Origin of the sequence: Halolamina sediminis (assembly GCF_001282785.1) — an archaeon.
GTDB lineage: Archaea > Halobacteriota > Halobacteria > Halobacteriales > Haloferacaceae > Halolamina > Halolamina sediminis.
The window spans coordinates 444,547-464,798 of record NZ_CVUA01000001.1; the positions used below are offsets into that span (position 1 = coordinate 444,547).

At 68.8% G+C, this 20,252-nt stretch carries 22 protein-coding genes and 2 tRNA genes; 11 read left to right on the forward strand and 13 right to left on the reverse strand.

Going from position 1 to position 20,252, the window contains the following annotated elements:
• Nucleotides 1-80: 80 nt before the first annotated feature.
• Nucleotides 81-902: a fumarylacetoacetate hydrolase family protein gene (locus BN1959_RS02295; protein ID WP_053949301.1), complete on the forward strand. Its 822-nt coding sequence runs from the start codon at nucleotides 81-83 to the stop codon at nucleotides 900-902.
• 58 nt (nucleotides 903-960) lie between these two features.
• On the opposite strand, the gene thiC is transcribed toward BN1959_RS02295, so the two are convergent.
• Complete coding sequence (gene thiC, locus BN1959_RS02300; RefSeq protein WP_079978583.1) at nucleotides 961-2,409, reverse strand: phosphomethylpyrimidine synthase ThiC; 1,449 nt, start codon at nucleotides 2,407-2,409, stop codon at nucleotides 961-963.
• A gap of 193 nt (nucleotides 2,410-2,602) precedes the next feature.
• Between thiC and BN1959_RS02305 the strand changes: the two genes are divergently transcribed.
• Both BN1959_RS02305 and BN1959_RS02310 read left to right on the forward strand, forming a co-directional pair.
• Nucleotides 2,603-4,471: an ATP-dependent DNA helicase gene (locus tag BN1959_RS02305; protein ID WP_053947105.1), complete on the forward strand. Its 1,869-nt coding sequence runs from the start codon at nucleotides 2,603-2,605 to the stop codon at nucleotides 4,469-4,471.
• Nucleotides 4,472-4,540: 69 nt separating this feature from the next.
• On the forward strand, nucleotides 4,541-5,356 hold the full coding sequence (locus tag BN1959_RS02310; RefSeq protein ID WP_053947106.1) for a hypothetical protein: 816 nt from the start codon (nucleotides 4,541-4,543) through the stop codon (nucleotides 5,354-5,356).
• Between the two features lie 124 nt (nucleotides 5,357-5,480).
• Here BN1959_RS02310 and BN1959_RS02315 read toward each other — a convergent pair whose 3' ends face one another.
• The gene (locus BN1959_RS02315) at nucleotides 5,481-6,611 is read right to left on the reverse strand and encodes a 60S ribosomal export protein NMD3 (RefSeq protein WP_053947107.1); all 1,131 of its coding nucleotides are present in this window, start codon (nucleotides 6,609-6,611) and stop codon (nucleotides 5,481-5,483) included.
• A gap of 572 nt (nucleotides 6,612-7,183) precedes the next feature.
• Nucleotides 7,184-7,894: a fumarylacetoacetate hydrolase family protein gene (locus BN1959_RS02320; protein ID WP_053947108.1), complete on the reverse strand. Its 711-nt coding sequence runs from the start codon at nucleotides 7,892-7,894 to the stop codon at nucleotides 7,184-7,186.
• Nucleotides 7,895-7,981: 87 nt separating this feature from the next.
• Here BN1959_RS02320 and htpX point away from each other — a divergent pair, with 87 nt between their 5' ends.
• The 3 genes from htpX (at nucleotide 7,982) to BN1959_RS02335 (ending at nucleotide 10,866) form a co-directional block, all read left to right on the forward strand.
• Nucleotides 7,982-8,857 (forward strand): zinc metalloprotease HtpX, encoded by an 876-nt coding sequence (htpX, locus tag BN1959_RS02325; RefSeq protein WP_053947109.1) that lies wholly within the window; start codon nucleotides 7,982-7,984, stop codon nucleotides 8,855-8,857.
• Between the two features lie 320 nt (nucleotides 8,858-9,177).
• The gene (locus BN1959_RS02330; RefSeq protein ID WP_053947110.1) at nucleotides 9,178-9,402 is read left to right on the forward strand and encodes a DUF7860 family protein; all 225 of its coding nucleotides are present in this window, start codon (nucleotides 9,178-9,180) and stop codon (nucleotides 9,400-9,402) included.
• A gap of 39 nt (nucleotides 9,403-9,441) precedes the next feature.
• Nucleotides 9,442-10,866 (forward strand): dihydrolipoyl dehydrogenase family protein, encoded by a 1,425-nt coding sequence (locus BN1959_RS02335; RefSeq protein WP_053947111.1) that lies wholly within the window; start codon nucleotides 9,442-9,444, stop codon nucleotides 10,864-10,866.
• On the opposite strand, the gene BN1959_RS02340 is transcribed toward BN1959_RS02335, so the two are convergent.
• Entirely contained in the window at nucleotides 10,863-11,903 is a 1,041-nt protein-coding gene (locus tag BN1959_RS02340) for a PfkB family carbohydrate kinase (RefSeq protein WP_053947112.1), read from the reverse strand. The genes BN1959_RS02335 and BN1959_RS02340 overlap by 4 nt on opposite strands.
• Nucleotides 11,904-12,013: 110 nt before the next feature.
• Between BN1959_RS02340 and BN1959_RS14610 the strand changes: the two genes are divergently transcribed.
• Entirely contained in the window at nucleotides 12,014-12,175 is a 162-nt protein-coding gene (locus tag BN1959_RS14610) for a hypothetical protein (RefSeq protein WP_154018209.1), read from the forward strand.
• 12 nt (nucleotides 12,176-12,187) lie between these two features.
• Here the strand turns inward: BN1959_RS14610 and BN1959_RS02345 are convergent, their stop codons facing one another.
• Nucleotides 12,188-12,718 (reverse strand): 50S ribosomal protein L16, encoded by a 531-nt coding sequence (locus tag BN1959_RS02345; RefSeq protein ID WP_053947113.1) that lies wholly within the window; start codon nucleotides 12,716-12,718, stop codon nucleotides 12,188-12,190.
• A 58-nt stretch (nucleotides 12,719-12,776) separates the two neighbouring features.
• A complete protein-coding gene (nucS, locus tag BN1959_RS02350; protein WP_053947114.1) occupies nucleotides 12,777-13,553 on the reverse strand; it encodes an endonuclease NucS in 777 nt (258 codons plus the stop codon).
• Nucleotides 13,554-13,666: 113 nt separating this feature from the next.
• On the opposite strand from nucS, the gene BN1959_RS02355 reads away from it, so the two are divergent.
• Nucleotides 13,667-14,260 carry a hypothetical protein gene (locus BN1959_RS02355; protein ID WP_053947115.1) on the forward strand — a complete coding sequence of 198 codons (594 nt, stop codon included), beginning with the start codon at nucleotides 13,667-13,669 and terminating at the stop codon, nucleotides 14,258-14,260.
• 1 nt (nucleotide 14,261) lies between these two features.
• On the opposite strand, the gene BN1959_RS02360 is transcribed toward BN1959_RS02355, so the two are convergent.
• The 4 genes from BN1959_RS02360 to BN1959_RS15195 form a co-directional block, all read right to left on the reverse strand.
• Nucleotides 14,262-15,044, reverse strand: a complete 783-nt coding sequence (locus tag BN1959_RS02360; protein WP_053947116.1) for an enoyl-CoA hydratase/isomerase family protein — start codon at nucleotides 15,042-15,044, stop codon at nucleotides 14,262-14,264.
• 40 nt (nucleotides 15,045-15,084) lie between these two features.
• Nucleotides 15,085-15,489, reverse strand: coding sequence for a DoxX family protein (locus tag BN1959_RS02365; protein WP_053947117.1), 405 nt, complete (start codon nucleotides 15,487-15,489; stop codon nucleotides 15,085-15,087).
• Nucleotides 15,490-15,593: 104 nt separating this feature from the next.
• Entirely contained in the window at nucleotides 15,594-16,451 is an 858-nt protein-coding gene (locus BN1959_RS02370; RefSeq protein ID WP_053947118.1) for an alpha/beta fold hydrolase, read from the reverse strand.
• 61 nt (nucleotides 16,452-16,512) lie between these two features.
• A complete protein-coding gene (locus BN1959_RS15195) occupies nucleotides 16,513-17,148 on the reverse strand; it encodes a hypothetical protein (protein ID WP_053947119.1) in 636 nt (211 codons plus the stop codon).
• Between the two features lie 144 nt (nucleotides 17,149-17,292).
• Between BN1959_RS15195 and BN1959_RS02380 the strand changes: the two genes are divergently transcribed.
• Nucleotides 17,293-17,784, forward strand: a complete 492-nt coding sequence (locus BN1959_RS02380; protein ID WP_053947120.1) for a hypothetical protein — start codon at nucleotides 17,293-17,295, stop codon at nucleotides 17,782-17,784.
• Nucleotides 17,785-17,853: 69 nt separating this feature from the next.
• On the opposite strand, the gene BN1959_RS02385 is transcribed toward BN1959_RS02380, so the two are convergent.
• The 3 genes from BN1959_RS02385 to BN1959_RS02400 all read right to left on the reverse strand — a co-directional run bounded on the left by BN1959_RS02385 (nucleotide 17,854) and on the right by BN1959_RS02400 (nucleotide 19,272).
• A tRNA-Phe gene (locus BN1959_RS02385) sits at nucleotides 17,854-17,927 on the reverse strand.
• Nucleotides 17,928-17,988: 61 nt separating this feature from the next.
• Nucleotides 17,989-18,549, reverse strand: a complete 561-nt coding sequence (locus tag BN1959_RS02390) for a hypothetical protein (RefSeq protein ID WP_053947121.1) — start codon at nucleotides 18,547-18,549, stop codon at nucleotides 17,989-17,991.
• A gap of 650 nt (nucleotides 18,550-19,199) precedes the next feature.
• A tRNA-Val gene (locus BN1959_RS02400) sits at nucleotides 19,200-19,272 on the reverse strand.
• Nucleotides 19,273-19,356: 84 nt separating this feature from the next.
• Here BN1959_RS02400 and BN1959_RS02405 point away from each other — a divergent pair.
• Together BN1959_RS02405 and BN1959_RS02410 are read left to right on the forward strand one after the other, a co-directional pair.
• Nucleotides 19,357-19,860 carry a DUF192 domain-containing protein gene (locus BN1959_RS02405; RefSeq protein ID WP_053947123.1) on the forward strand — a complete coding sequence of 168 codons (504 nt, stop codon included), beginning with the start codon at nucleotides 19,357-19,359 and terminating at the stop codon, nucleotides 19,858-19,860.
• Nucleotides 19,857-20,126, forward strand: a complete 270-nt coding sequence (locus BN1959_RS02410) for a DUF7538 family protein (protein ID WP_053947124.1) — start codon at nucleotides 19,857-19,859, stop codon at nucleotides 20,124-20,126. The genes BN1959_RS02405 and BN1959_RS02410 overlap by 4 nt, the downstream gene beginning before the upstream one ends.
• The last annotated feature ends 126 nt before the right edge of the window (nucleotides 20,127-20,252 follow it).

Sequence of the window (20,252 nt, forward strand, 5' to 3'; positions counted from 1 at the left end):
ACGTTGATGCCCCCCCGCGGCATAGCCCCGTGTATGGCGACCGACCCACACGCTGCCGACTCGACGCGGAGGTGGCGCTGATGCGCTACCTCGCACGGACCGCCGACGGCGAACCCCTGCTGGGCGACGACGACGGCTTCGTCCCGCTGGCGGCCGCGACGCCCGAGCACGCGAGCGTCCGCGAGGCGCTCCCGGCCGCGGCCGCGGGGACGCTCCCCGCTCCTGACACCGCGAGCGCCGACAGGATTCCCCGGGAGAAGCGCTCGCTCGGCGCGTTCGTCGGGAAGCCGGGCAAACTGTTCGGGATCGGCCTCAACTACGTCGAACACGCCGGCGACCTCTCGGAGGACGCGCCCGAGGAGCCGGCGAGCTTCTTCAAGCCGGCGACGGCCGCGACCGGCCCGGGCGGGCCGATCCGACTCCCGCCCGAGTCGGTCAGCGAGCGAGTGACCGCGGAGGCGGAGTTGGCGGTCGTGATCGGCCGGACCTGCCGGAACGTCGGCGCCGACGAGGCCGCCGACGTGATCGCCGGCTACGCGCCCGTGATCGACACGACCGCCGAGGACGTGCTCCAGCGCAACCCTCGGTTCCTGACGCGGTCGAAGAGCTTCGACACGTTCCTCGTGCTCGGGCCGCATCTCGCGGTCCCCGAGTCGAGGGCCGAACTCGCGGAGACGACGGTTCGAACGGTCGTCGATGGCGAGACGGTCGCGGAGAACGTCGTCGACAACATGGAGTTTCCGCCGCGGGAGCTAGTGGCGTTCCACTCCGACGTGATGACGCTCGAACCCGGCGACGTGATCTCGACGGGGACGCCCGGCGCGGGCGTGATCGAGCGGGGCGATCGCGTGCGTGCCGAAGTCGAGGGGATCGGGAGCGTCGCCGCGGACGTGGTGCGATAGGAGTCGGTTCGCAGTGGCTCCGTTCTGCTGTCGGGCCAGTCCGAACGGCCGCTCCGACTCAGTCGTCGGTGTGTGACGCCGCCGGGGTGAACGTGACGCCGTCGATTTCGATCTCCTCGGGGACACCGCTCGTGTCGTGACTCCCGACTGGCGGGAGGTTCGCCTCCGCGGCCGGCGAGCCGTCGAGATCGGTCGTGTCGTCGATCTCGGTCATCTCCCCGTCGGCATCGCGGGCGTCCTGGTCGATCCGCATCGAGCAGAACTCGACGCCGCACATCGAGCAGAACCGTGCCTCCTTGTAGTTGTCTCCAGGGAGAGTCTGGTCGTGGTACGATCGGGCACGAGCGGGGTCCAGTGCGAGATCGAACTGCCGGCGCCAGTCGAACTCGTAGCGTGCTTCCGAGAGCGCGTCGTCCCAGTCCCGGGCCCCCGGAAGGCCGTTGGCTACGTCGCCCGCGTGAGCGGCGATCCGGTAGGCGGCCAACCCTTCCCGAACGTCTTCCTGCTCCGGGAGGCCCAGATGCTCCTTGGGCGTGACGTAACACAGCATCGCGGCGCCGGCCCGTGCCGCCTCGGTCGCGCCGATGGCGCTCGTGATGTGGTCGTACCCCGGCGCGATGTCGGTGACGAGTGGCCCGAGCACGTAGAAGGGGGCGCCGTCACAGAGCTCCTGTTGGCGGTCGACGTTCTGGGCCACCTGATCCATCGGGACGTGCCCCGGCCCCTCGACCATCACCTGCACGCCGTGGTCCCACGCGGTCCGCGTGAGCTCGCCCAGCGTCTCGAGCTCCGCGAACTGCGCCTCGTCGCCGGCGTCGGCCAGCGACCCGGGCCGGAGCCCGTCGCCGAGCGAGAACGTCACGTCGTGCTCGGCAAATATCTCGCAGATCTCCTCGAAGTCCACGTACAGGGGGTTCTGCAGCCCGTTCTCTTCGATCCACTGCGCGAGGATGGACCCACCCCGCGAGACGATCCCCGTCTTCCGGCCGTCCGTCAGCGGGAGGTGCTCCATCAGTACGCCGGCGTGGATCGTCATGTAGTCGACGCCCTGTGCCGCCTGCTTCTCGATCACGTCGAGCAGCAGCTCTGGCGTGAGTTCAGTCGGATCGTCGACGTGTTTAACCGCCTCGTAGATCGGGACCGTTCCCACGGGGACGGGCGAGTGCTCCACGTTCGCCTCGCGGATCTCGTCGAGGTTCGTCCCGGTCGAGAGGTCCATCACCGTGTCCGCCCCGTAGTGAACCGCCGTATGGAGCTTCTCCAGTTCTCCCTCCAGCCCGCTCGTCTCCTCGCTGTTGCCGATGTTCGCGTTGACCTTCGTGGCGAACTCCCGGCCGATGATCATCGGATCGAGCGATTCGTGATCGTGGTTGTTCGGGATCACCGCCTGCCCGTCGGCGACCTGTTGGCGGACGAACTCGGGATCGCGGTTCTCGCGCTCGGCCACTCGTTCCATCGCGGCCGTCAGTTCGCCGTCGCGGGCCCGTTGAAGCTGGGTTCGCGCCATTGATTACTCAGTTGTATCACTGACTAATGTCTCTTTTGGCTCCGCGATCCCCGCCGACGGCTCGACGGGATCGGCTGAACGCTGTTCCGGGTGCGGTTCTCGCCGGCCATCGGCACGGGGCTGCCGGCCCCTCGACACGGCCGCGGTCCACGTTCGCTACATTGATCCGCCCGACCGCGTACCACTACACAGAGTGGAGCCCGCTCGCATCCCCGACTCGTTCCCCGCGCCCTCCTTCCGCGGCAATCAGGAGCAGGCGCTTTCGGACATCCGCGACGCCTTTGCGGCCGGGAACGACGTGGTGCTCGTGCGCGCGCCGACGGGCAGCGGCAAGTCCCTCCTCGCCCGGTCGATCATGGGCGCTGCCCGGACCGTCGAGGAGGCCGACCCGGCCCAGCCCACCGGCGCCTACTACACCACGCCGCAGGTCAGCCAGCTCGACGACGTGGAGGCCGACGACTTACTCGAGGACTTCCGGGTGATCCGCGGCAAGAACAACTACGACTGCATCCTCCCCGGCGAGCACGACACGCCGGTCGATCAGGCCCCCTGCGTCCGGAAGAAGGGCTTTGACTGCACGGTCCGGCACCGCTGCCCGTACTTCTCGGACCGTGCGATCGCGAGCAACCAACCGATCGCGGCGATGACGCTGGCGTACTTCATGCAGACCGCCGGCAGCGACGTGTTCCGGATGCGCGACGTTTGCGTCGTCGACGAGGCTCACGGGCTCGCGGAGTGGGCCGAGATGTACGCTGCCATCGAACTCACACCCCGTCGGGTGCCGGTCTGGGACGACGTGGACGTGCCGGACGTAACCGCCGCGACGGGCGACCCCGTCGAGGGCGCGGTTCGCTTCTCGGAACAACTGCTCGAACGCTGCGAGGCCGAGAAGGACCAACTGCTCGCGAAGCCCGAGCTCACGCCCGAGGAGGCCGCCCGCCGGGACCGACTGCAGGAGCTCATCAGCGAACTTTCTTACTTCGCCGAAGACTACCGCGACGCCCAGTCGCCGACGACGTGGGTGGTCGACCAGCCCGACGGCGCCGGCGGGTCGATCACGATCAAGCCGCTCGATCCCGCGAAGTACCTCCAGCACACCGTCTGGGACCGCGGCTCGAAGTTCGCGCTGCTGTCGGCGACGATGCTGAACAAGGAGGCGTTCTGCCGCGGCGTCGGCCTCGACCCCGAGAAAGTCGCACTGGTGGAGGTGGGCCACACGTTCCCCGTCGAGAACCGCCCGCTGTACGACGTGACACAGGGGAAGATGACGTACGAGCACCGCGACGAGACGCTGCCGAAGATCGCCGACCTGATCGTCCGGCTGATGGCGAAACACGCAGGGGAGAAGGGGCTGATCCACTGCCACTCCTACGCGATCCAGGAGCGACTCGCCGACCGACTCGCCGAACTCGGCGTCGCCGGCCGCGTGCGCGTCCACGACCGGGAGAACCGCGACGCCCAACTCGAAGCGTGGAAGGCCAGCGACGAGCCCGAACTGTTCCTCTCGGTCAAGATGGAGGAGGCGCTCAATCTGGAGGACGACCTCTGTCGCTGGCAGGTGCTCTGTAAGGCGCCGTACCTCAACACCAACGACTCCAGAGTGGAGCAGCGCCTCGAGGAGGGGCAGTGGGCGTGGTACTACCGCGCCGCCCTCAGAACGGTGATTCAGGCCTGCGGGCGCGTCGTACGCTCGCCGGAGGACTACGGCACCACCTACCTCGCCGACGACTCGCTGCTGGAGTTGTTCGACCGTGCGAGCACGGACATCCCCGGCTGGTTCCAGGATCAGGTCGACCGCATCTCCCGGCCGGATCTTCCCGCGGCCGACCCCGCCGCCGCGCTCGCGGGCGTCGACGCCAGCCCGAGCGTGGGTTCGACCGGGAGTTCGGACCGGAGTGATCGACGGCAGTCCGGCGGTTCGACTGGAACCGCGTCCAGTTCGTCCTCGCGATCGTCGTCGGCGTCGTCCGGGACCGGGAGCGACTCGCCGGCGAACAAGACCGAGGCCGAGGCCGAGAAGCGTGAGAACCATCCGCTGTCGGACGTATGGGGGGACGGATGAGCAGTCGCACCAGTCGGGACGTATGGGGGGACGGATGAGCAGTCGCACTAGCCGCGTACGGGGTGACTCGTGAGCCGCCTCACCGACGCCCTCCGGGCCCGCTTCGGCGAGGGTATCTTCCGGCAGATGGCGATCGCCGCCGTCCTGACCGTGCTGCTCATGGGCGCCGTCGGGATCGCCGACCCGTTCTACTCGACGCCGGAGCCACAGACCGTCGACACCGACGCGCCGCCGGAGCAGGTCGCGCTGGACGCGCTGAACGCGACAGGCACCAACGACTATCGGATGGACTGGATCGTCCCCTGTGATCGCGAGAACGTCACGCGCCGCGCCGGTGGCTGTGTGTACATCCGCTACCTCGTCGAGAACACCGACCGCGAGTACGCGACCGACGCCGGCGAGGGGTACTTCGCGACCGGGCCGGACACCTACGCCGACGAGGTCAGTGCGACGTTCACCGAGTTCCCCGAGAACCCCGACCGCACCGTCTCCCGCGCGCTGATCCTCTGGCGGGGTGTGGACCGCCTCGACCGCGGTGATCTGGCGGCGACGCTCGCGAGCGACGCCGCTGAGACGACCGTCTCGGAGTCTAACGGCACGATCCGGCTTCGGACCGACAACGACACCGTGGCGAGCCGGCTGCTCGGCACCTCGGAGAACGCGTCGGCGCCGCCCGAGTCTTTCGACGGCAACGTCACCGTCGCCGTCGACGCCGAGTCCGGGTGGCTGGAGTCGATCACGGTCCGCACGAACAGCGAGGGGCGCGACTGGCGGCGCTACGAGTACGATCGCTGGGGCGCGGTCGCGGTCGAACGCCCCGACGGGACGAGCCGGCCGCTCCTCTCGTGGGTGTACGACGCAGTGAACGTGGAGTACCGGCCTTAGAGCGCCAGCGCGTACGCCATCGAGGAGCCGAGCATCAGCACGACCATCGTGATCGCGAGCAGCTGCTTCCAGTCCATACCGGAGAGGATCGTTCCAGCGGCTTAAAGTTCCGCGTCGGCGGCAATCAGGCGCTTTCAGTCGACTCGGTGTCGTCCTCGGGCACCATGTGCAGTCCCGAGCGGGACTTCAGCACGGCCACCTCGTCGGCGTCGGTGTCGAAGAAGTTCGGTCGCGGGATGCTCACCGTCTCGAACGTCTCGGGGTCGAGCACCTGCACCGCGTGCTCGTCCTCGACGGCGACGACGGTCGTCTCGACGGCGTCCTCGCGCTCGCCCAGCCGGCGCGCGTCGGGGGCTGCGCCCTCGTCGAAGCGGGCCTCGTAGCGCTCGCCGGAGGCGAGTCTGGTCCCCTTGAGGTTCCCGCGGACGGAGGTGACGAGCACCGGCCCGTCGCCGTCCTCGGGGTCGATGATCTCGCCCGGCCGGTAGCGGGGCAGGCGGACCGAGAACGTGACGCGGTACACCTCGTTGCCGTCGGAGTCCTCGGTGACGAGGGTGGCGTACTCCTCGAACTCGCCGCCGAACTCCTCGACGAGCCGTTTCGAGAGCGCGCGGCCGAGCTTGTTGGTCGAGAGCTTGATGTCGGCGCCGTCTTTCACCTCCTTGGCCTCGGTGACGAACGCCTCGCGGTCGCCGTCGGCCTCGCGTTCCCGGACCATCTCGTTGGCGATCTCCATGGCGCGCTCCCGTTCGTCGCTGGTGGGGACGCGCTCCTCGGCGCGGACCTGCACCTCGCCGGCGTAGGAGCCGCCCGAGATGCGGCCACAGCGCTCGCAGGTCCCGCGGGAGACCTTGACGGGGACGACGACCTGCTCCTCGACGGGCGTGTCGCGGACGATCCCCGAGAACGTGCAGTGCATGCGGATCGTGTTCTGGTCGACCTGTTCGGGGTCGACGCCCCACTGGACCTGTTCGGCCTTGAGGTGGACCCCGAGGGCTTCGGCGACCTCGTCGACGGCCACGTCGGTGTAGTCTTTCGCCCCCACGTCGACCCAGCGGTTGCCGCGGTGGACCGCGCCACAGCGCGAGCAGACGAGCACTTCGATGCGGTCGGGGGCGTCGACGAGGTCGAACTGCTCGAAGTAGCAGGCGTCACAGAGTGCGGCGTCGCGGTCCCGCGGCTCCCCGGGGAGCGGTTCGGGGCGCTCGGGCACGTCGTCGCCGCAGCGAGGGCAGAACTCGCCGGACTTACTCATTACTGCTGAATCGTCGGTTCGGACTGATAAGGACCGCGCTGTGTGTTTGGGGATGGTGTGCGTCGATTCTGTGAGGGGTTAAGTCGGCACCGCGAATAGCGACGGCGCACCATGAACAGCGACGGCGACAGCAGCTCGATCGTTGGCACCTTGTGACCGCACCGCCCCGCACAGCCCACAGACCTCCCCAGCCGACTCGGTCGCTCACGTCCGTTCGCTCGTTCGTCCTCCGAGGGAGCAAAGCTCCCTCGTGCCCTCGCTCGTTTCACTCGCGAGGACCTCGCGCGCTCGTTCGCGCCGTCGCGCTCACGTCGCGCGCCGACCGCCACAGCGGTGCGGTGGCGGTGGACGCCGCGGGCCGGCAGCGGCCGCCGGCCCGCGGGGGAGGGGTGGGGACTCGGTGCCGCGCCGGACCTCGTGTCCGGCGCACTGCGGTCGCAAGGTGCCAACGATCGAGTTGCTGTTGCGGTTGCTGTTTCAGTTGCCAACGATCGAGTTGCTGTCTCGGTAGCCGAGTACCGAACCCCCGTTCCCCTCAAAACCACCAACCGCAACTCACCCACCGATCCCGACTACTCCACCGAGTTCCGCAGCGTCCCGATTCCCTCGTACCAGATCTCCACCTCGCTTCCCGGCTCGATCGTCCCCGGGTTCCCGGGACTCCCGAACGCCACCACGTCGCCGGGGCGGAACGTGAACCGCTCCGAGAGGAACGAGAGCAGCTCGTACGGCCCCCACAGCATCAGCTCCGTGTTCGCTTCCTGCCGGCGCTCGCCGTCGATCTCGGTGTACATGTCGATCCCCCGCGGGTCCACGTCCGTCTCGATCCACGGCCCCAGCGGCCCGGAGCCGTCGAACGCCTTCCGGGAGGTGAGCCCGGGCTGGTCCAGCGCGTCCACGTCGTTCATGATCGTGAACCCCCGAACCACCCCTTCGGCCTCATCTGGCGTCAGATCGTGGCAGCGCTCGCCGATCACGGCCGCGAGTTCGCCCGCGTAGGTCACCTCCTGCGAAAAGGTCGGGTACGGGATCGGTTCTTCGTGGGCGACGACCGACGCCGGCGGCTTGATGAAGAACGTCGGCTGCTCGGGGCGCTCGTACCCCTTCTGGTCGAGCGTCTCCGCGTAGTTCCGGCCGATGCAGTAGATAGCGGAGGGGTCACACGGCGGCGCGAGCTCCCCGTCCTCGCCGACCACGAAGCGCTCCCCGTCGCGCTCGACCGCGCCGTCGACGTACTCGCCCGCCACCACGCCGTCGTCGGTCTCGATCCGTGCGAGTCGCATAGGTGGGACTCCGGCGGCGGGCGTATAGGGGTTCGGCTCGCGGGCCGCCAAGGAGAGGTTTAAGCGCCCGAACGTTCATTCACCGGTATGGAGTGGAAAGCGGACTGGGGGCTCCGGGCGCGCATGGCCGGCACCATGCTGCTGCTCGGCCTCCTCTACGTTGTCTTCATCGCTGCGCTCTCGCTGACGGATCTCGGGATGACCGGCATCGTGGTCGTGATGGGGCTGTTCATGGCCGGCCAGTTCCTCTTCAGTGACAAGCTCGCGCTGCGGAGCATGGGCGCCCGCGAGGTCGACCGCGAGGAGTATCCCGAGCTCCACGCGACGATCGAGCGCCTCTGCCAGCAGGCCGACCTGCCCAAGCCGACCGTCGCCGTCGCGGACACGGAGATCCCCAACGCGTTCGCGGCCGGGCGATCGAAGAAGAGTGCGACCGTCTGCGTGACCCGGGGGCTGCTGCGGACGCTCGACGACGAGGAGCTAGAGGGCGTGCTGGCCCACGAACTCGCCCACGTCAAGAACCGCGACGTGATGGTGATGACCATCGCCTCGTTCCTCTCGACGCTGGCGTTCATGGTCGTCCGGTTCGGCTTCCTGTTCGGCGGTGGCGGCGACCGCGAGGGCGGCGCGCCCGTCCTCGTCGCGGTCGTCGCCTCCTTCGCCGTCTGGGTGCTCTCGTTCCTGCTGATCCGGCTGCTCTCGCGCTACCGCGAGTTCGCCGCCGACCGCGGCGGCGCGGCGATCACGGGCAAGCCCTCGGCGCTGGCGTCGGCGCTGATGACGATCGACGGCAGCATGGACCGCGTGCCCGACGAGGACTTACGGGAGAGCGCGGAGATGAACGCCTTCTTCGTCATCCCGATCAAGTCCGGGTTCGTCGGCAAGCTGTTCCGCACCCACCCGACCACGGAGAACCGTGTCGAGCGTCTGCGCGAGCTCGAACGCGAGATGGAGACGCAGTAACCCAGCTCACCAGCGCCAGCAGCCGCGCCGCGAACAGCTCCCGGCCCACCAGCACGACGCCGTCGTGGATCGCCGCCGCACCGAGAACCAGAAACCAGACCGCAAGCGGTGTCGCGCCGCCGACGAACGTTTCGACCGCCGACTGCTCGGAGAGCACGCTGGCGTAGGTCAGTACCCCCGACAGCGCCGCGTAGGCCAGCAGCGTGCCGATCTCACCATCTCCGCGATGCCGGAAGCCATGCCACGGAGCATGCGGTGGGAGAGATATACGTGACGTCCTCGAAAGACGTATGTCGAGACGCGCCCACAGCTGACCCGAGATGGGCAGGTACGGATCCATCGACTACCCGTCGTTCGTGAAACGCGGCGTCCTGCTCGGCCTCGTCCTCATGTTCGTGGGCGAGATCGGCGGCTACGCCGCGGAAAACTACGTGTCGGTCCCCGCGTGGGAAGAGACGCTGTTCCTCATCATTGCCGGGGTCGGGCTGCTGGCGTTCGTCCTCAGCCCGATCCTGTTCGGAATCGTCCTCCCGCTGACGGAGTAGGGGAGTAGCTCTTTTACCCCGACACCCGTCGCGGGGCGTATGCACGTCGTCATCATCGGTGCCTACGGCAGCGCCGGCGTCGCCGTCGCCGACGGGCTCGTCGACCGCGTCGGCGAGGAGATCGACCGTCTCACGCTCGTCGACGACGGCGAGCCCGGCGGCGGGCTCTGCATCCTCCGGGGTTGTATGCCCTCGAAGGAGGTACTCTCGGCGGCGGCCCACCGCTATCAGGCCCGCACGGACCACCGCCTCGACGGCCCCGCCCACGAGATGGATCTCGACTCGATCGTCGGCACCAAGGACGAGCACGTCCTCGGCTTCGCCGAACACCGCTGCGGGCACGTCCACGACCTCGCCGAGCGGCCGGGCGTGGAGTTCGTCCACGCGACTGCCCGCCTCGACGGCGCCGACCGCGTGGAACTGTACGAGGGCGGCCCCGAGACGACCCCGACGCAGACGCTCGATGCCGACTACGTCGCGGTCTGTACCGGGAGCACGGTGGACGTCCCCGACCTCCCCGGTATCGACGACGTGGACTACATGGACTCGGCGGACGTGCTCGACGCGACCGACCTCCCGGACTCCGGGGTGGTGATGGGTTTCGGCTACATCGGGTTGGAGATGGTCCCCTACCTCGCGGAGGCGGGCGTCGACCTGACCGTGATCGAGCACGACGCGCGCCCGCTCGAGGACGCGCCGCCCGCCTTCGGCGACGAGATACTGGAGTGCTACCGCGAGGAGTTCGGCGTCGACGTCCTGACGAACACGGACGAGAAACGACTCGAACCGACCGATGACGGCGGTGTCCGGCTCACCTGTGAGAACGAGACCGGCGAGCGCGTGGTCGAGGCCGAGGAGCTGTTCCTGTTCACCGGCCGCCGGCCGAACGTCGACGGACTCGGGCTGGAGAGCGCGGGGATCGACGCCGAGCCCGGGTTCGTCGCGGACACGATGCAGGCCGTCGACGCGGAGGCGCTGTTCTTCCCGGGCGACGTGAACGGGAAGGAGCCGCTGCTCCACATCGCGAAGGAGCAGGCGCAGCTGGCCGCCGAGAACGTGCTCGCCCACGCCCGCGGCGAGGTGCTGGAACCGTTCGAGTTCACGCCCCATCGCGTCATGTTCACGGCCGCGGGCGTCTACCCCTACGCCAGGGTGGGCCACACCGCCGAGACCGCCCGCGAGGCGCTCGACGATCCGATCGTCACCCGGCGCTTGGCAGCCGACGACGGCGTGTTCAAAACGAAAGACGCGCCGCGCGGACTCGCCGAACTGGTGGTCGCCCGCGACGGGACGGTCGTCGGCTACCAGGGGCTGCACTACCACGCCGACGTGATGGCCAAGCCGATGCAGGTGATCGTGGAGATGGGACTCGATGCCCGGGAGATCCCCGACCGGGCGTTCCACCCGACGACGCCGGAGATCCTCGACGGCCTGCTCCGCGACGCGACCGCACAGCTCGACTAAGCGATCCCGCGCTCGTCGAGCCACCCCCGGAGAACTGTCGCAGACGCGGTGTCGCCGGTCGCGACGTAGTGGCTCGCACACGCGTTCCCGCAGGCCAGCGCAGTCGACCACCCCCAGTCGGCGCCGAGTCCGACCGCCAGCCCGCCGGCGAAGCGGTCGCCGCCGCCGATCTGTCGCCGGTCCTCGACGACGGGGTTGTCGACGCGGACGACCCCCTCCCTCGTCGCGGCAAGCGCCTCCTCCTTTCCGTGTTTCACTACCGCGGCGGCGTCGACCGCTTCGCGGATCGCGAGCACGCGATCCTCGTCGTCGACCGGCGGCGCCGGCGGGTCGGGGAGCGCGGCGGCGACCGCGTGGAGCTCGGTTCGGTTCACCGAGAGCACGACGTCGACGCTTCTCCCGAGTGCACGGAGCGCCTCTCGGAGTTCGCGGTGATCGCCGAGATCGCTCCCCAGCACGTCGCCGGGGTCGAACACGAACGGGACGCGCGGAATCGACTCGTTGCCGAGCTCGTGGAACGCCTCGGCCATCCCCGGCGTCGACACCCAGTTCGTGCAGACGACCGCGTCCGTGCCGAACACCGACGACAGCGGCGCGGCTGCTCGGAGGTCGTCGAGCGTCCACGCCGAGAGGTCCGACGACGCCTCCACGAGCAGCAGGTCGCTGTCGTCGAAGTCGAGCACGTTCACGATCGCCGGCCGCCCCATCGAGACGGTGTCGAACGGGAGGTCGGCGAAGGCGTCCCGGCCCGGTTCGGGGTCGTCGAGGTGGCCGTAGCAGGTCGCGTCGGCGCCGACTGCGTGGGCCTGCTGGGCAGCGTTGACCGACTGGCCACCGGGCTGGATCGACTCGGGGTCGAGCCCGAACCCCTTCCGGCCGGCGCTCTCGACCTCGCGGACGAACGTCCGCCGTCGCTCGACGGGGTCGAGCGCGCCCGCCGAGAGCCGACAGTAGCGGTCGATGCTCCCGTCGGAGAGCGTGCTCACCGCGGGGGCGGGATCGTCAGCCAGCCGTCGGGCGAGACGCTGGTAGGGCATGCGAGCGGTTTCGAGCGGAGGGAAGAAGGGCGCTACGCTCGCCCCCGACGGCTTCTCACGCTCCGGGAACTGACCGACGGCTTTTGAGTACTGACAACAAACATACACGTATGAAAATCCCCGTCAGCAGACTGGGCGTGCTGGGCGTCCTCGGCGTCTTCGGCGTCCTGACGAACGAGCCGGCGCTGTACGCCCTGTTCGCGTTGTTCGTACTGTTCGCCAGCGACCGGACGCTGACCGTGCCGCTGGGGGAAACGGAGAACGGCGGGTAGCCGCGAGAAGGGTTACCGGACGAGTAGGTCCTCACCGCGCTCGACGACGATGCGGCAGGGCGGCGACATCTTGTTGTAGGCGCGACGGAACGCCTCCTTCACTTCCTCGGCCTGCTCGACCTCGCAGTAGGCCGTGAAGATGTCCTCGCCCTGGTTGATGCGGGCGGCGGTGCCGACCGGCTTCCCGAACGCCTGCCGCATCCCGTCGGAGACACGGTCGGCGCCGGCGCCGGTCGCCTGCTTGTTCTCGCGGAGCACCTGGTGGGGGAACTTCCGCAGCACCATCTTGTAGTTGCCCTCGCCGAGCTCCTTGATCAGGTGGCGGTTGGCCGAGAGCCGCGCGGACTCGAGGGAGCCGTGGCGGATCTGCAGCGTCTCCTCGGGGCGCAGGGAGATCTTGACGGGGTAGTCGTCGGGATCTGCCTGCAGGTCGCCCATGTTGTGCTGGGCGATCTTCGAGCCGGGAATACCGGTGATGTACTCTCGCCGGGTGTACGACGGCTTGTCGATCTCCCGGTACATGGAGGCGGGCTTGTCAGACATGGCTACTTGGCTGTTCTGAGGCCCAGCCGGCGATTAAACCCTTCGATGCGTCCCCGAGTCAGCGCTCGTCGTCCTCGGTTGCCGACGACGGCTCTCCGGCTGCCGCAGCCGAGCCCCCCGCCGGCGGCTCGACGGCGACGTGTGCGAGTCCCTTCTCGGCCAGCAGCTCCCGGGCACGGTCGGTCACCGAGGGGGCGACGAGGATCCCGCGAACGTCGACGCCGTCGGGCACCTCTCGCGCCAGCGCCTCGACGTAGCGGCCGAGTTGGCCCGCGGCGTCCGGGCCGACGCGTCGGCGCTTCAGCTCGACGACCACGGGCCGCCCCTCGTCGTCGTGACCGAACACGTCGACGGGGCCGGCGGCGGTCTCCCGCTCGGTGGCCGCGGGCTCGAACCCCGGCTCCACGAGTTCGGGGTTTTCGAGGATTCGCTGGCGGAGGTCCTCCTCGCTGCCGTACACGTCGACGGTCCGGCCGCCGGTGACCGGGAGCGCCGACACCTGCTCGACGCGGTCGAAGCGCACGTCGAGCGTCTCGTCGGGGTTCTCGCGCTCACTGCGCACGCGCAGGCGGCCGTCCCGGACAGCCGCGCGGTGCTCCGACCCCGGGGGCTGCCAGTTCACCGGCGTCCGCTGCTCGTCGGTGTGGACCAGCGCCGTCCCGTCGGGCTTGAGGATCAGCAGGCGGTCGCCCGGGCCGAGCGAAGAGCTCGCGCGCCCGTCGTACTCCACGGTACAGCGCCCGAACACGGTGACCAGCTCCCCGCGGTCGAACGCCGCCGACAGCGCCGCCAGCGCGTCGCGGTGGGCGGGGCGGTGGAGAGTGGTCACGCTCACATCGACCGTTGGCTGCGGACGGACAAATGGCCGACGGTCCCGCGGATACGTGTCGTTACAGCGTCCCAACGGAAGCCGTAGCACATACAGTCCCCCCGGGGAAAAGGAGAGGCATGGTCGACCCCATACTCACCTACGTCGCTGGCATCGCGTTCCTCGTCCTGCTGATCGTGCCGGTGCTGTACCTGCTGTACGCCGAGACGGACACCGGCGAGGAGGACCCGTCCCCGAGCGAGAGCGTCGTCCGCGGCGCCGGCCCCGTGGCGGAAGCGGGCGGCGACACCGAAGCCGACAGCGCGGAGGAAGCGGCGGCTGCCGAGGCCGAGCAGACTGATGAGGACGCTACCGAGGACGGTGCGGACGAGGCAGACGAGGAGGACGCTGCTGCTGAGGCCGAAGAAGCGGAAGCCGACGAATCGGACGACGAGGAGGCTGCCGAAGAGGACGCTGACGAGGAAGCGGGGGACGACGCTGCTGACGACGACGGGGCAGCGGAAGCGGACGAGTCGGACGCGGAGGACTCTGCCGAGGAGAATGCTGAGGAGGCGGACGACGAGGAATCCGCTGTTGACGGCGACGAGGCTGCCGAAGCCGACGAATCGGACGACGAGGAATCCGCCGAGGAGGAGACCGACGAGGCAGACGAAGAGGAACCTACTGAGGAAGAAGCTGACGAGTCGGACGAGGAGACCGACGACGAGAACTGAGCTACCCGTCGAGGAACGACGCGACGCGTTCCCGGCGTTCTGCACTCTCGAACTGTTCCCACCACAGCGACGCCTCGCGCTCCCGTGCGGTCGCAGGGTCCGGCGCCGCGACGGCGGCGTTGATCGCCCGTTTCGCCCGTTCTCTCGCCGCTGTTCCAACCTCGCCCATCGACGCCACGAGTTCGGCCACGCGCTCGTCCAGCGATTCTGCCGGGACGACGTCGGTCAGGAGCCCGGCCTCCCGGGCGCGGTCGGCGTCGATGCGCTCGGCGGTGAACACCAACTCCTTCGCGGTCGACTCGCCCACAGTGTCGACCAGTCGTCGGGTCGCGCCGCCGGTGGGCAGCAGCCCGACCGCGGCGGTCGGGAGCCCGAACGTCGAGTCCTCGCTCGCGATCCGGAGGTCGCAGTACAGCGCGAGCACCAACCCGCCGCCGACGCAGAAGCCGTCGATCTTCGCGATCACCGGTGCGTGACAGTCGTGGGGGGCTCGAAATATCTCGTGAAATCGTGCCTGTCGCTCGCGCTGTGTCGGGTCGTGCTCGGCGGTCGGCCCGGCGTACTCCGCGAGGTCGGCGCCGGCGGAGAACGCGTCCTCGCCAGCGCCCTCGATCACCACCGCGTCGACCGAGCGGTCGCCCTCGATCTCGGCGAACGCCCGGTCGAGGTCGTGCATGACGGCGGTGTTCAGCGCGTTGTGGGTCGCCGGCCGGTCGATCGTGAGCGTCGCGAGGCCGTCGTCGACGACGGCATCGAGGTGGCGGTAGGGGCCGTACTCGGGCATACTCGGGGGTGGTCGTGGCGGCGGCAAAGAGCTACCGGGCTCAGTCGTCCTGCTCCGGCCGGGTGTACAGCCACGCCCAGGCCACCAGCACGGCCTGAAACGGCAGTCGAAGCACTGCTGCGGCCCGTACCGCGTCGTCGAACCGATCGGGCACGAGTTCGGGCGCCACGTCGTCGGTAACGGTGTAGACGTTTGCCGGGAACACGGCGATCAGGAGTGCGACGATCCCCCACGCCGAGACGCGGCGACTCCGCTCGAACAGGACGCCGGCACCGAGGACCACCTCCGCGATGCCGGAGAGGTGCACCAGCGCCCTCGGCCGCGGGAACTGTGGCGGCACCACCCGTTCGAACGCCCGCGGCGCGAGGAAGTGGCTCACGCCCGCGACGACGTAGAGCAGGCCCATTACCGTCCGCAGCGTTCGCCCGCTGTCTGAGTCGCTCATCGTTCCCGACTCGGCCGCCGGCAGCAAGAGCGTTCCCCCACGAGAGCGGTGGGATCGCGGCGCTCTCTCGTCGCTCGGCCCGCGACGGCGGGGTGTGAACGTCGCTACGCCTCCTCCGCGTGAACGGTCAGGGCGTCCGGCGTCGCTCCCAACAGCGTTCCGAGGTGGTCGGCCCCGTCGAGAACGTGGAGTTCAGCTGAGGGGAGCCGATCGTGGAGCCCCCGGGCGTTCACGAGCGGGACGTTGGCGTCCTCGTCGCCGTGTCGGACACGAACGTCCGCGCGAACGTCGTCGAGGGCGATTCCCCACGCCGCCGCAGTGTTCTCGAACTCGGTGACGGCGCCCGATCGTGAGTCGGCGAGCGCGTCGAGGAAGTCCTCTTTCACTACCTCCCCGACACGCTCCGGAACCGATTCGGGGTCGTCGGTGTACTGTGCGAGCACGAACGACGGGTCACGCCGCGCGGCGAGCCACGCCTGCGCGCGGAACAGGCCGCCGAGCAGCCGCGGCGTCGCCCCCGCCAGCCCGGAGAGTACGCGCTGTGGGGTCGGCGTCTCCGCGGCCACGCTCGGCGGGGTGGTTCCGGCGACGAGGTCGACGCTCTCGACGCGGTCGGACCGGGTCGCTGCGAGTGCCAGCGCGTGTGCGCCGCCGCCCGAGAACCCGATCACGCCCGCCGACTCGACGCCGGCGTCGTCGAGGACGTCGGCGAGATACGTTCCGGCGTCCGCGACGGAGCGATCGGGCCACGGCTCGGAGCGCCCGTACCCCGGGCGGTCAGGAGCGACGAGGTGGATACCCCGTTTCCGGGCGTCGCCGTCGAACAGTTCGCCGAGCCGGCCCGAGCCGGGCGTTCCGTGGAGGAAGAGCACCGGGATGCCGTCGGGGTCGCCGTACTCCGAGTACGCGAGCTGTCGATTCTCGGCTGTGCTACACGTCGTGGTGTGGTCGTGGGATATCACTGTTCGGTAGGGGGAGAGTCAGTCGGCGAGCAGTCCGCTGCCGGCGCCGCGTCGGTGGGGATCACGACGCCCGTGCCCCCGCAACGTCGATCGTTCCGCGGCCGCTGGTGCGGACGGTCTCGCCAAACGGGCCGGGCTCGGACGCTTCGACCGTGAACGAGCAGTGGAACAGGTCCGGAACCGCGTCGACCGGATCGAACACGACCGGAAGCGTGATCGTGCCGCCGGAGTCGATCTCGGGCAGTTCGACGACGAGTTCGCGCCGGCCGGCGCGGCTCTCGTAGCGTACCCGGAGCTCGGGCCAGGGCGGCGGTTGGACCCACATCCGGTACTGGTGGCTGGCCTCGTACTCGCTCGGCGGGCCAACCCGGAACAGCGCCTGATCGGCCTCGTAATCGGTGTACGTCTCGGTCGCGGCGATGCCGCCGACGGTCGTGTTCACCTCGAACGCGAGCGGCGGGGGACTCTGCTCGGACGACCGCTCGCCGTCGAACGTCACCGACGTGTAGCCGATCCCGTCGTCGTGATCCTCGACGTCGGCGGCGGGGTACTGCCAGACGAGTTCGCGCTCGTCGCCGGTCTCGACGGCGTCGACGCGCCGCGGCCCGGTTCCGGGGAGTTGGCCGGCACAGCCGGCGAGAACCGTCGCGCTGCCCGTGCCGACAGCAGCGAGCAGGCGTCTGCGTGTGGAGGGCATCGTCGTTATCGGTTCGGCGCTCGACAAAAAGTTCTCCCGGTATTCGGACCGGCGGGCGTCGACGGCGGCTCTCCCTGTTTCTCTCCGAGAAACACTGGACCCCCGTTTATTCCTCCCCCCGGCGATGGTTCGATCACCTCGACAATGACGTTCCAGAGCTCTCACGACGGCGGGTCGCCCTCCAGACGAGCGTTTCTCGCGGCGACCGGAACGGCGGTCCTGACGGCGACGGCCGGCTGTTCGGCGATGGCGGAGTTCGTCGGGAACCAACTACTCGAACAGGTCAACGTGTTCAACGAGACCGACCGGCGCGTCGAAGGCTCGATCGTCGTCACCGATCCCGCCGGCGAGACGGCGCTCGATACAACTTTCGACCTCGCTTCCTCGGAGTCGGAGGACGGCAACTCGACCGCGACGTACGACGACGTGTGGGGGGAGGCAGGAGCGTACGAGGTAACTCTCGAACTGACAGATACCGAGATAGCGGGGACGTCCAGCGCGAGCCAGACGGTGGCCATCGACGATCCCGAGGAGCAGATGCTCGCCGCCGCGCTCGGCTCATCGGAGACCGACGAACCGATCGCGTTCCGCGTCGGTACGAGCCTCTCCGAGTTCGCAGGTGGGAACTCCAGTTAGTCGGAAAACGTCGGCTTCCGGATCTGAACTCCGTGAGACGTGCTCGCTTCGCTGTGCGGACTCAGAATATGCCGCCTCCCCGATTTGAACGGGGGACAGCTCGATCTTCAGTCGAGTGCTCTCCCAATCTGAGCTAAGGCGGCGCAGTCTGACGAACGCCCGATCCGGCATTAAGGATTTCGAAAAACCGCGAGCCGGCGACGATCAGGCGACGGTGCGCGTCTGCTTGAACACGTACGTCCCGTCGGCGGTCTCGACGTACGTTCTGATCACGATCTTCCCGTCGTTCTGCTGGACTTTGTACGCCTCGGAGTAGCTGAGACCGACGCGTTTCTGGTCGCTGTACGACTCGCCCGACGCGAGGTCGCCGGCGTCTGAGCTCCCGCTCCAGATCATGTCGCCGCCGGTGTAGATCTCCGACCGGATCGTCACGTCTTCGGCGGTGTGGTCCTGCTGATTGGTGATCGTGCCGTTGACGTCCCGGCACGTCCGGCCGCACTCGGTGATCTCTTCGATCACGAAGGTGAACGGATCCGGCGCCTCCGTGGCGGCTGCGCCGCCGTCACCGCCGTCGTCGCCGCTGCCGTCGCTGCCGCTCGCTTCGGTGTCCTCGACGACGACCGTGTTCTCGTACGGCGTCGACGGTCCTGCGCTCCCCTCGTCGCCGCCGGGCGCCGGGCCGAACCCGGTCACCAGCGCGGCGGCGACCCCTCCCAGCGCGATCACGACGACCAGCGCCGCGATCGCGACGTGTTTCCCGTTCATTGGTGGTTCCTACTCGGCCGAGTTGCCTCACTCGGGGGAGATTCCCCCTACCAATAGGTCTGTTGGGCGGTGACGTTGGCGGATCGAGGGCTGGGCGCCGCCCGAACGAGTCGGGGACCGCTTCGCGCACCGAAACGCGTTCACAGACACAAGCCGCTCTTTGACCTTAGATAGCTTATAATACGTACTCGCGCAACTGTGAACGTACACCGGATGAACCATCTGCGAGTCGTCTACCCCTGTCTCTTGGCCGCCACCAACGCGGGGACCGGCTGGGTTCTCTACCGATCGCTCGCCCCGGCTCTCGGGATCGCGCTGCTGGTCACGGGTCTCCTCGTGTTTCTCACTGTAGCAGTACGGGTAGCGCAGGTGATCCGACACTCCTGCTCGTCGCTGCAGCTGAAGCCGTCGTGAGCGATCGGGACGGGCGCGGGCGGGTTTGGAACCACGGCCGCTCCCGTTCGCTCGCTGGTTTAAACCCCCTCGCTGTCACTACTTCGTGCTCACTTCGTTCGCACAGAAGGAGTGGGCTCGGGCGGATTTGGAACCACGAGGACTTCGCTCCGCTCGTCCTCTGGGTTCAAATCCTTCGACGCCATTCAGACGCCGCAGGCTCGTCGCTTCGCTCCTCGCAGTTGCGGCGTCGGAAGTGGGCTCGGGCGGATTTGAACCACCGGCCTCTTCCTTGTAAGGGAAGCGTCATAACCACTAGACCACGAGCCCGCACGCGAACACACCGGAGCCGCGCGAATAACCATTTCGCTCTTCGGCGCAACGCTTAGCACCCCGTAACCCCACGTCGTACCCGTGCGGAACCGCTCCCTGCTCGCAGTTCTCCTCGTGCTCGCCGCCGTCGTCGGCGTCGGTGCGTACGTCGTCCTCGACGACACCGAGCGAACCACCGTCACGTTCGTCGACGCCGAGAACGACACCACGCTCGCGACCGTCTCGGTGAACGTCTCGGACACGTGGGACGAGCGCTACACCGGCCTGAGCGACCACGAGTCCCTCGGCCCCGACGAGGGGATGCTGTTCGTCCATCCCCGTGAAGCGACTCACGGCTACGTGATGCGGGACATGGCGTTCCCCATCGACATGGTGTTCGTCGCCGAGAACGGGACGATCACGACGATCCACCACGCCGAGCTCCCCCCGGCGGGCGAGGACAGCCCCACCTACGAGGGGTACGGGAAGTACGTCGTCGAGATTCCCTACGAGTACACCACCGAGCACGGGATCGATGTCGGCGACCGCGTCGTGATCCCCGAGGAGAACCGAACCGCCGTCCCGACCACGGAGGCCGACGCGTGAGCGACGCCGTCGACGCGCTGGCCGACCGCGAGGGGTGGACCGCCGAGGAGTTCGCCGCCCGCGTCCACTACCGCGGCGACGGCGACCGCTACAGCGTCGAGTACTACGCCCCCAGCGACTGCGTACTCTACTGGCGAGTCAAAGGCGACGGCGAGACCGCGGTCCCCGTCGGCCGCGACACGGTTCCCGATCCCCTTCGCGCGCGGATCCGCGAGGACCTCGACGCCGCCGGCGTCGACCCGAGCGTCGAGAGCCGTTCCCTTTGAGCCACGGTCTCACGGAGCACACCTCCCGAAGCTACTTTTTGCTTCCTCCCGCTCGATCGATACCGGCGTTTTCGGCCGGTTCGCCCGGCCGTTCGAGTGTTTCGATTCGTAAGACCTTTTGAGGGC

What these genes read in the sequence shown, in the direction of transcription:
- BN1959_RS02345 (WP_053947113.1), bottom strand. Translation starts at nt 12,718, where the DNA reads ATGTCTGACAAGCCCGCCTCCATGTACCGGGAGATCGACAAGCCGTCG.
- BN1959_RS02355 (WP_053947115.1), top strand. Translation starts at nt 13,667, where the DNA reads ATGGTCGACCCCATACTCACCTACGTCGCTGGCATCGCGTTCCTCGTC.
- htpX (WP_053947109.1), top strand. Translation starts at nt 7,982, where the DNA reads ATGGAGTGGAAAGCGGACTGGGGGCTCCGGGCGCGCATGGCCGGCACC.
- BN1959_RS02360 (WP_053947116.1), bottom strand. Translation starts at nt 15,044, where the DNA reads ATGCCCGAGTACGGCCCCTACCGCCACCTCGATGCCGTCGTCGACGAC.
- BN1959_RS15195 (WP_053947119.1), bottom strand. Translation starts at nt 17,148, where the DNA reads ATGCCCTCCACACGCAGACGCCTGCTCGCTGCTGTCGGCACGGGCAGC.
- BN1959_RS02320 (WP_053947108.1), bottom strand. Translation starts at nt 7,894, where the DNA reads ATGCGACTCGCACGGATCGAGACCGACGACGGCGTGGTGGCGGGCGAG.
- BN1959_RS02390 (WP_053947121.1), bottom strand. Translation starts at nt 18,549, where the DNA reads ATGAACGGGAAACACGTCGCGATCGCGGCGCTGGTCGTCGTGATCGCG.
- BN1959_RS02335 (WP_053947111.1), top strand. Translation starts at nt 9,442, where the DNA reads ATGCACGTCGTCATCATCGGTGCCTACGGCAGCGCCGGCGTCGCCGTC.
- BN1959_RS02330 (WP_053947110.1), top strand. Translation starts at nt 9,178, where the DNA reads ATGGGCAGGTACGGATCCATCGACTACCCGTCGTTCGTGAAACGCGGC.
- BN1959_RS02340 (WP_053947112.1), bottom strand. Translation starts at nt 11,903, where the DNA reads ATGCCCTACCAGCGTCTCGCCCGACGGCTGGCTGACGATCCCGCCCCC.
- BN1959_RS02365 (WP_053947117.1), bottom strand. Translation starts at nt 15,489, where the DNA reads ATGAGCGACTCAGACAGCGGGCGAACGCTGCGGACGGTAATGGGCCTG.
- BN1959_RS02380 (WP_053947120.1), top strand. Translation starts at nt 17,293, where the DNA reads ATGACGTTCCAGAGCTCTCACGACGGCGGGTCGCCCTCCAGACGAGCG.
- BN1959_RS02315 (WP_053947107.1), bottom strand. Translation starts at nt 6,611, where the DNA reads ATGAGTAAGTCCGGCGAGTTCTGCCCTCGCTGCGGCGACGACGTGCCC.
- BN1959_RS14610 (WP_154018209.1), top strand. Translation starts at nt 12,014, where the DNA reads ATGAAAATCCCCGTCAGCAGACTGGGCGTGCTGGGCGTCCTCGGCGTC.
- thiC (WP_079978583.1), bottom strand. Translation starts at nt 2,409, where the DNA reads ATGGCGCGAACCCAGCTTCAACGGGCCCGCGACGGCGAACTGACGGCC.
- BN1959_RS02295 (WP_053949301.1), top strand. Translation starts at nt 81, where the DNA reads ATGCGCTACCTCGCACGGACCGCCGACGGCGAACCCCTGCTGGGCGAC.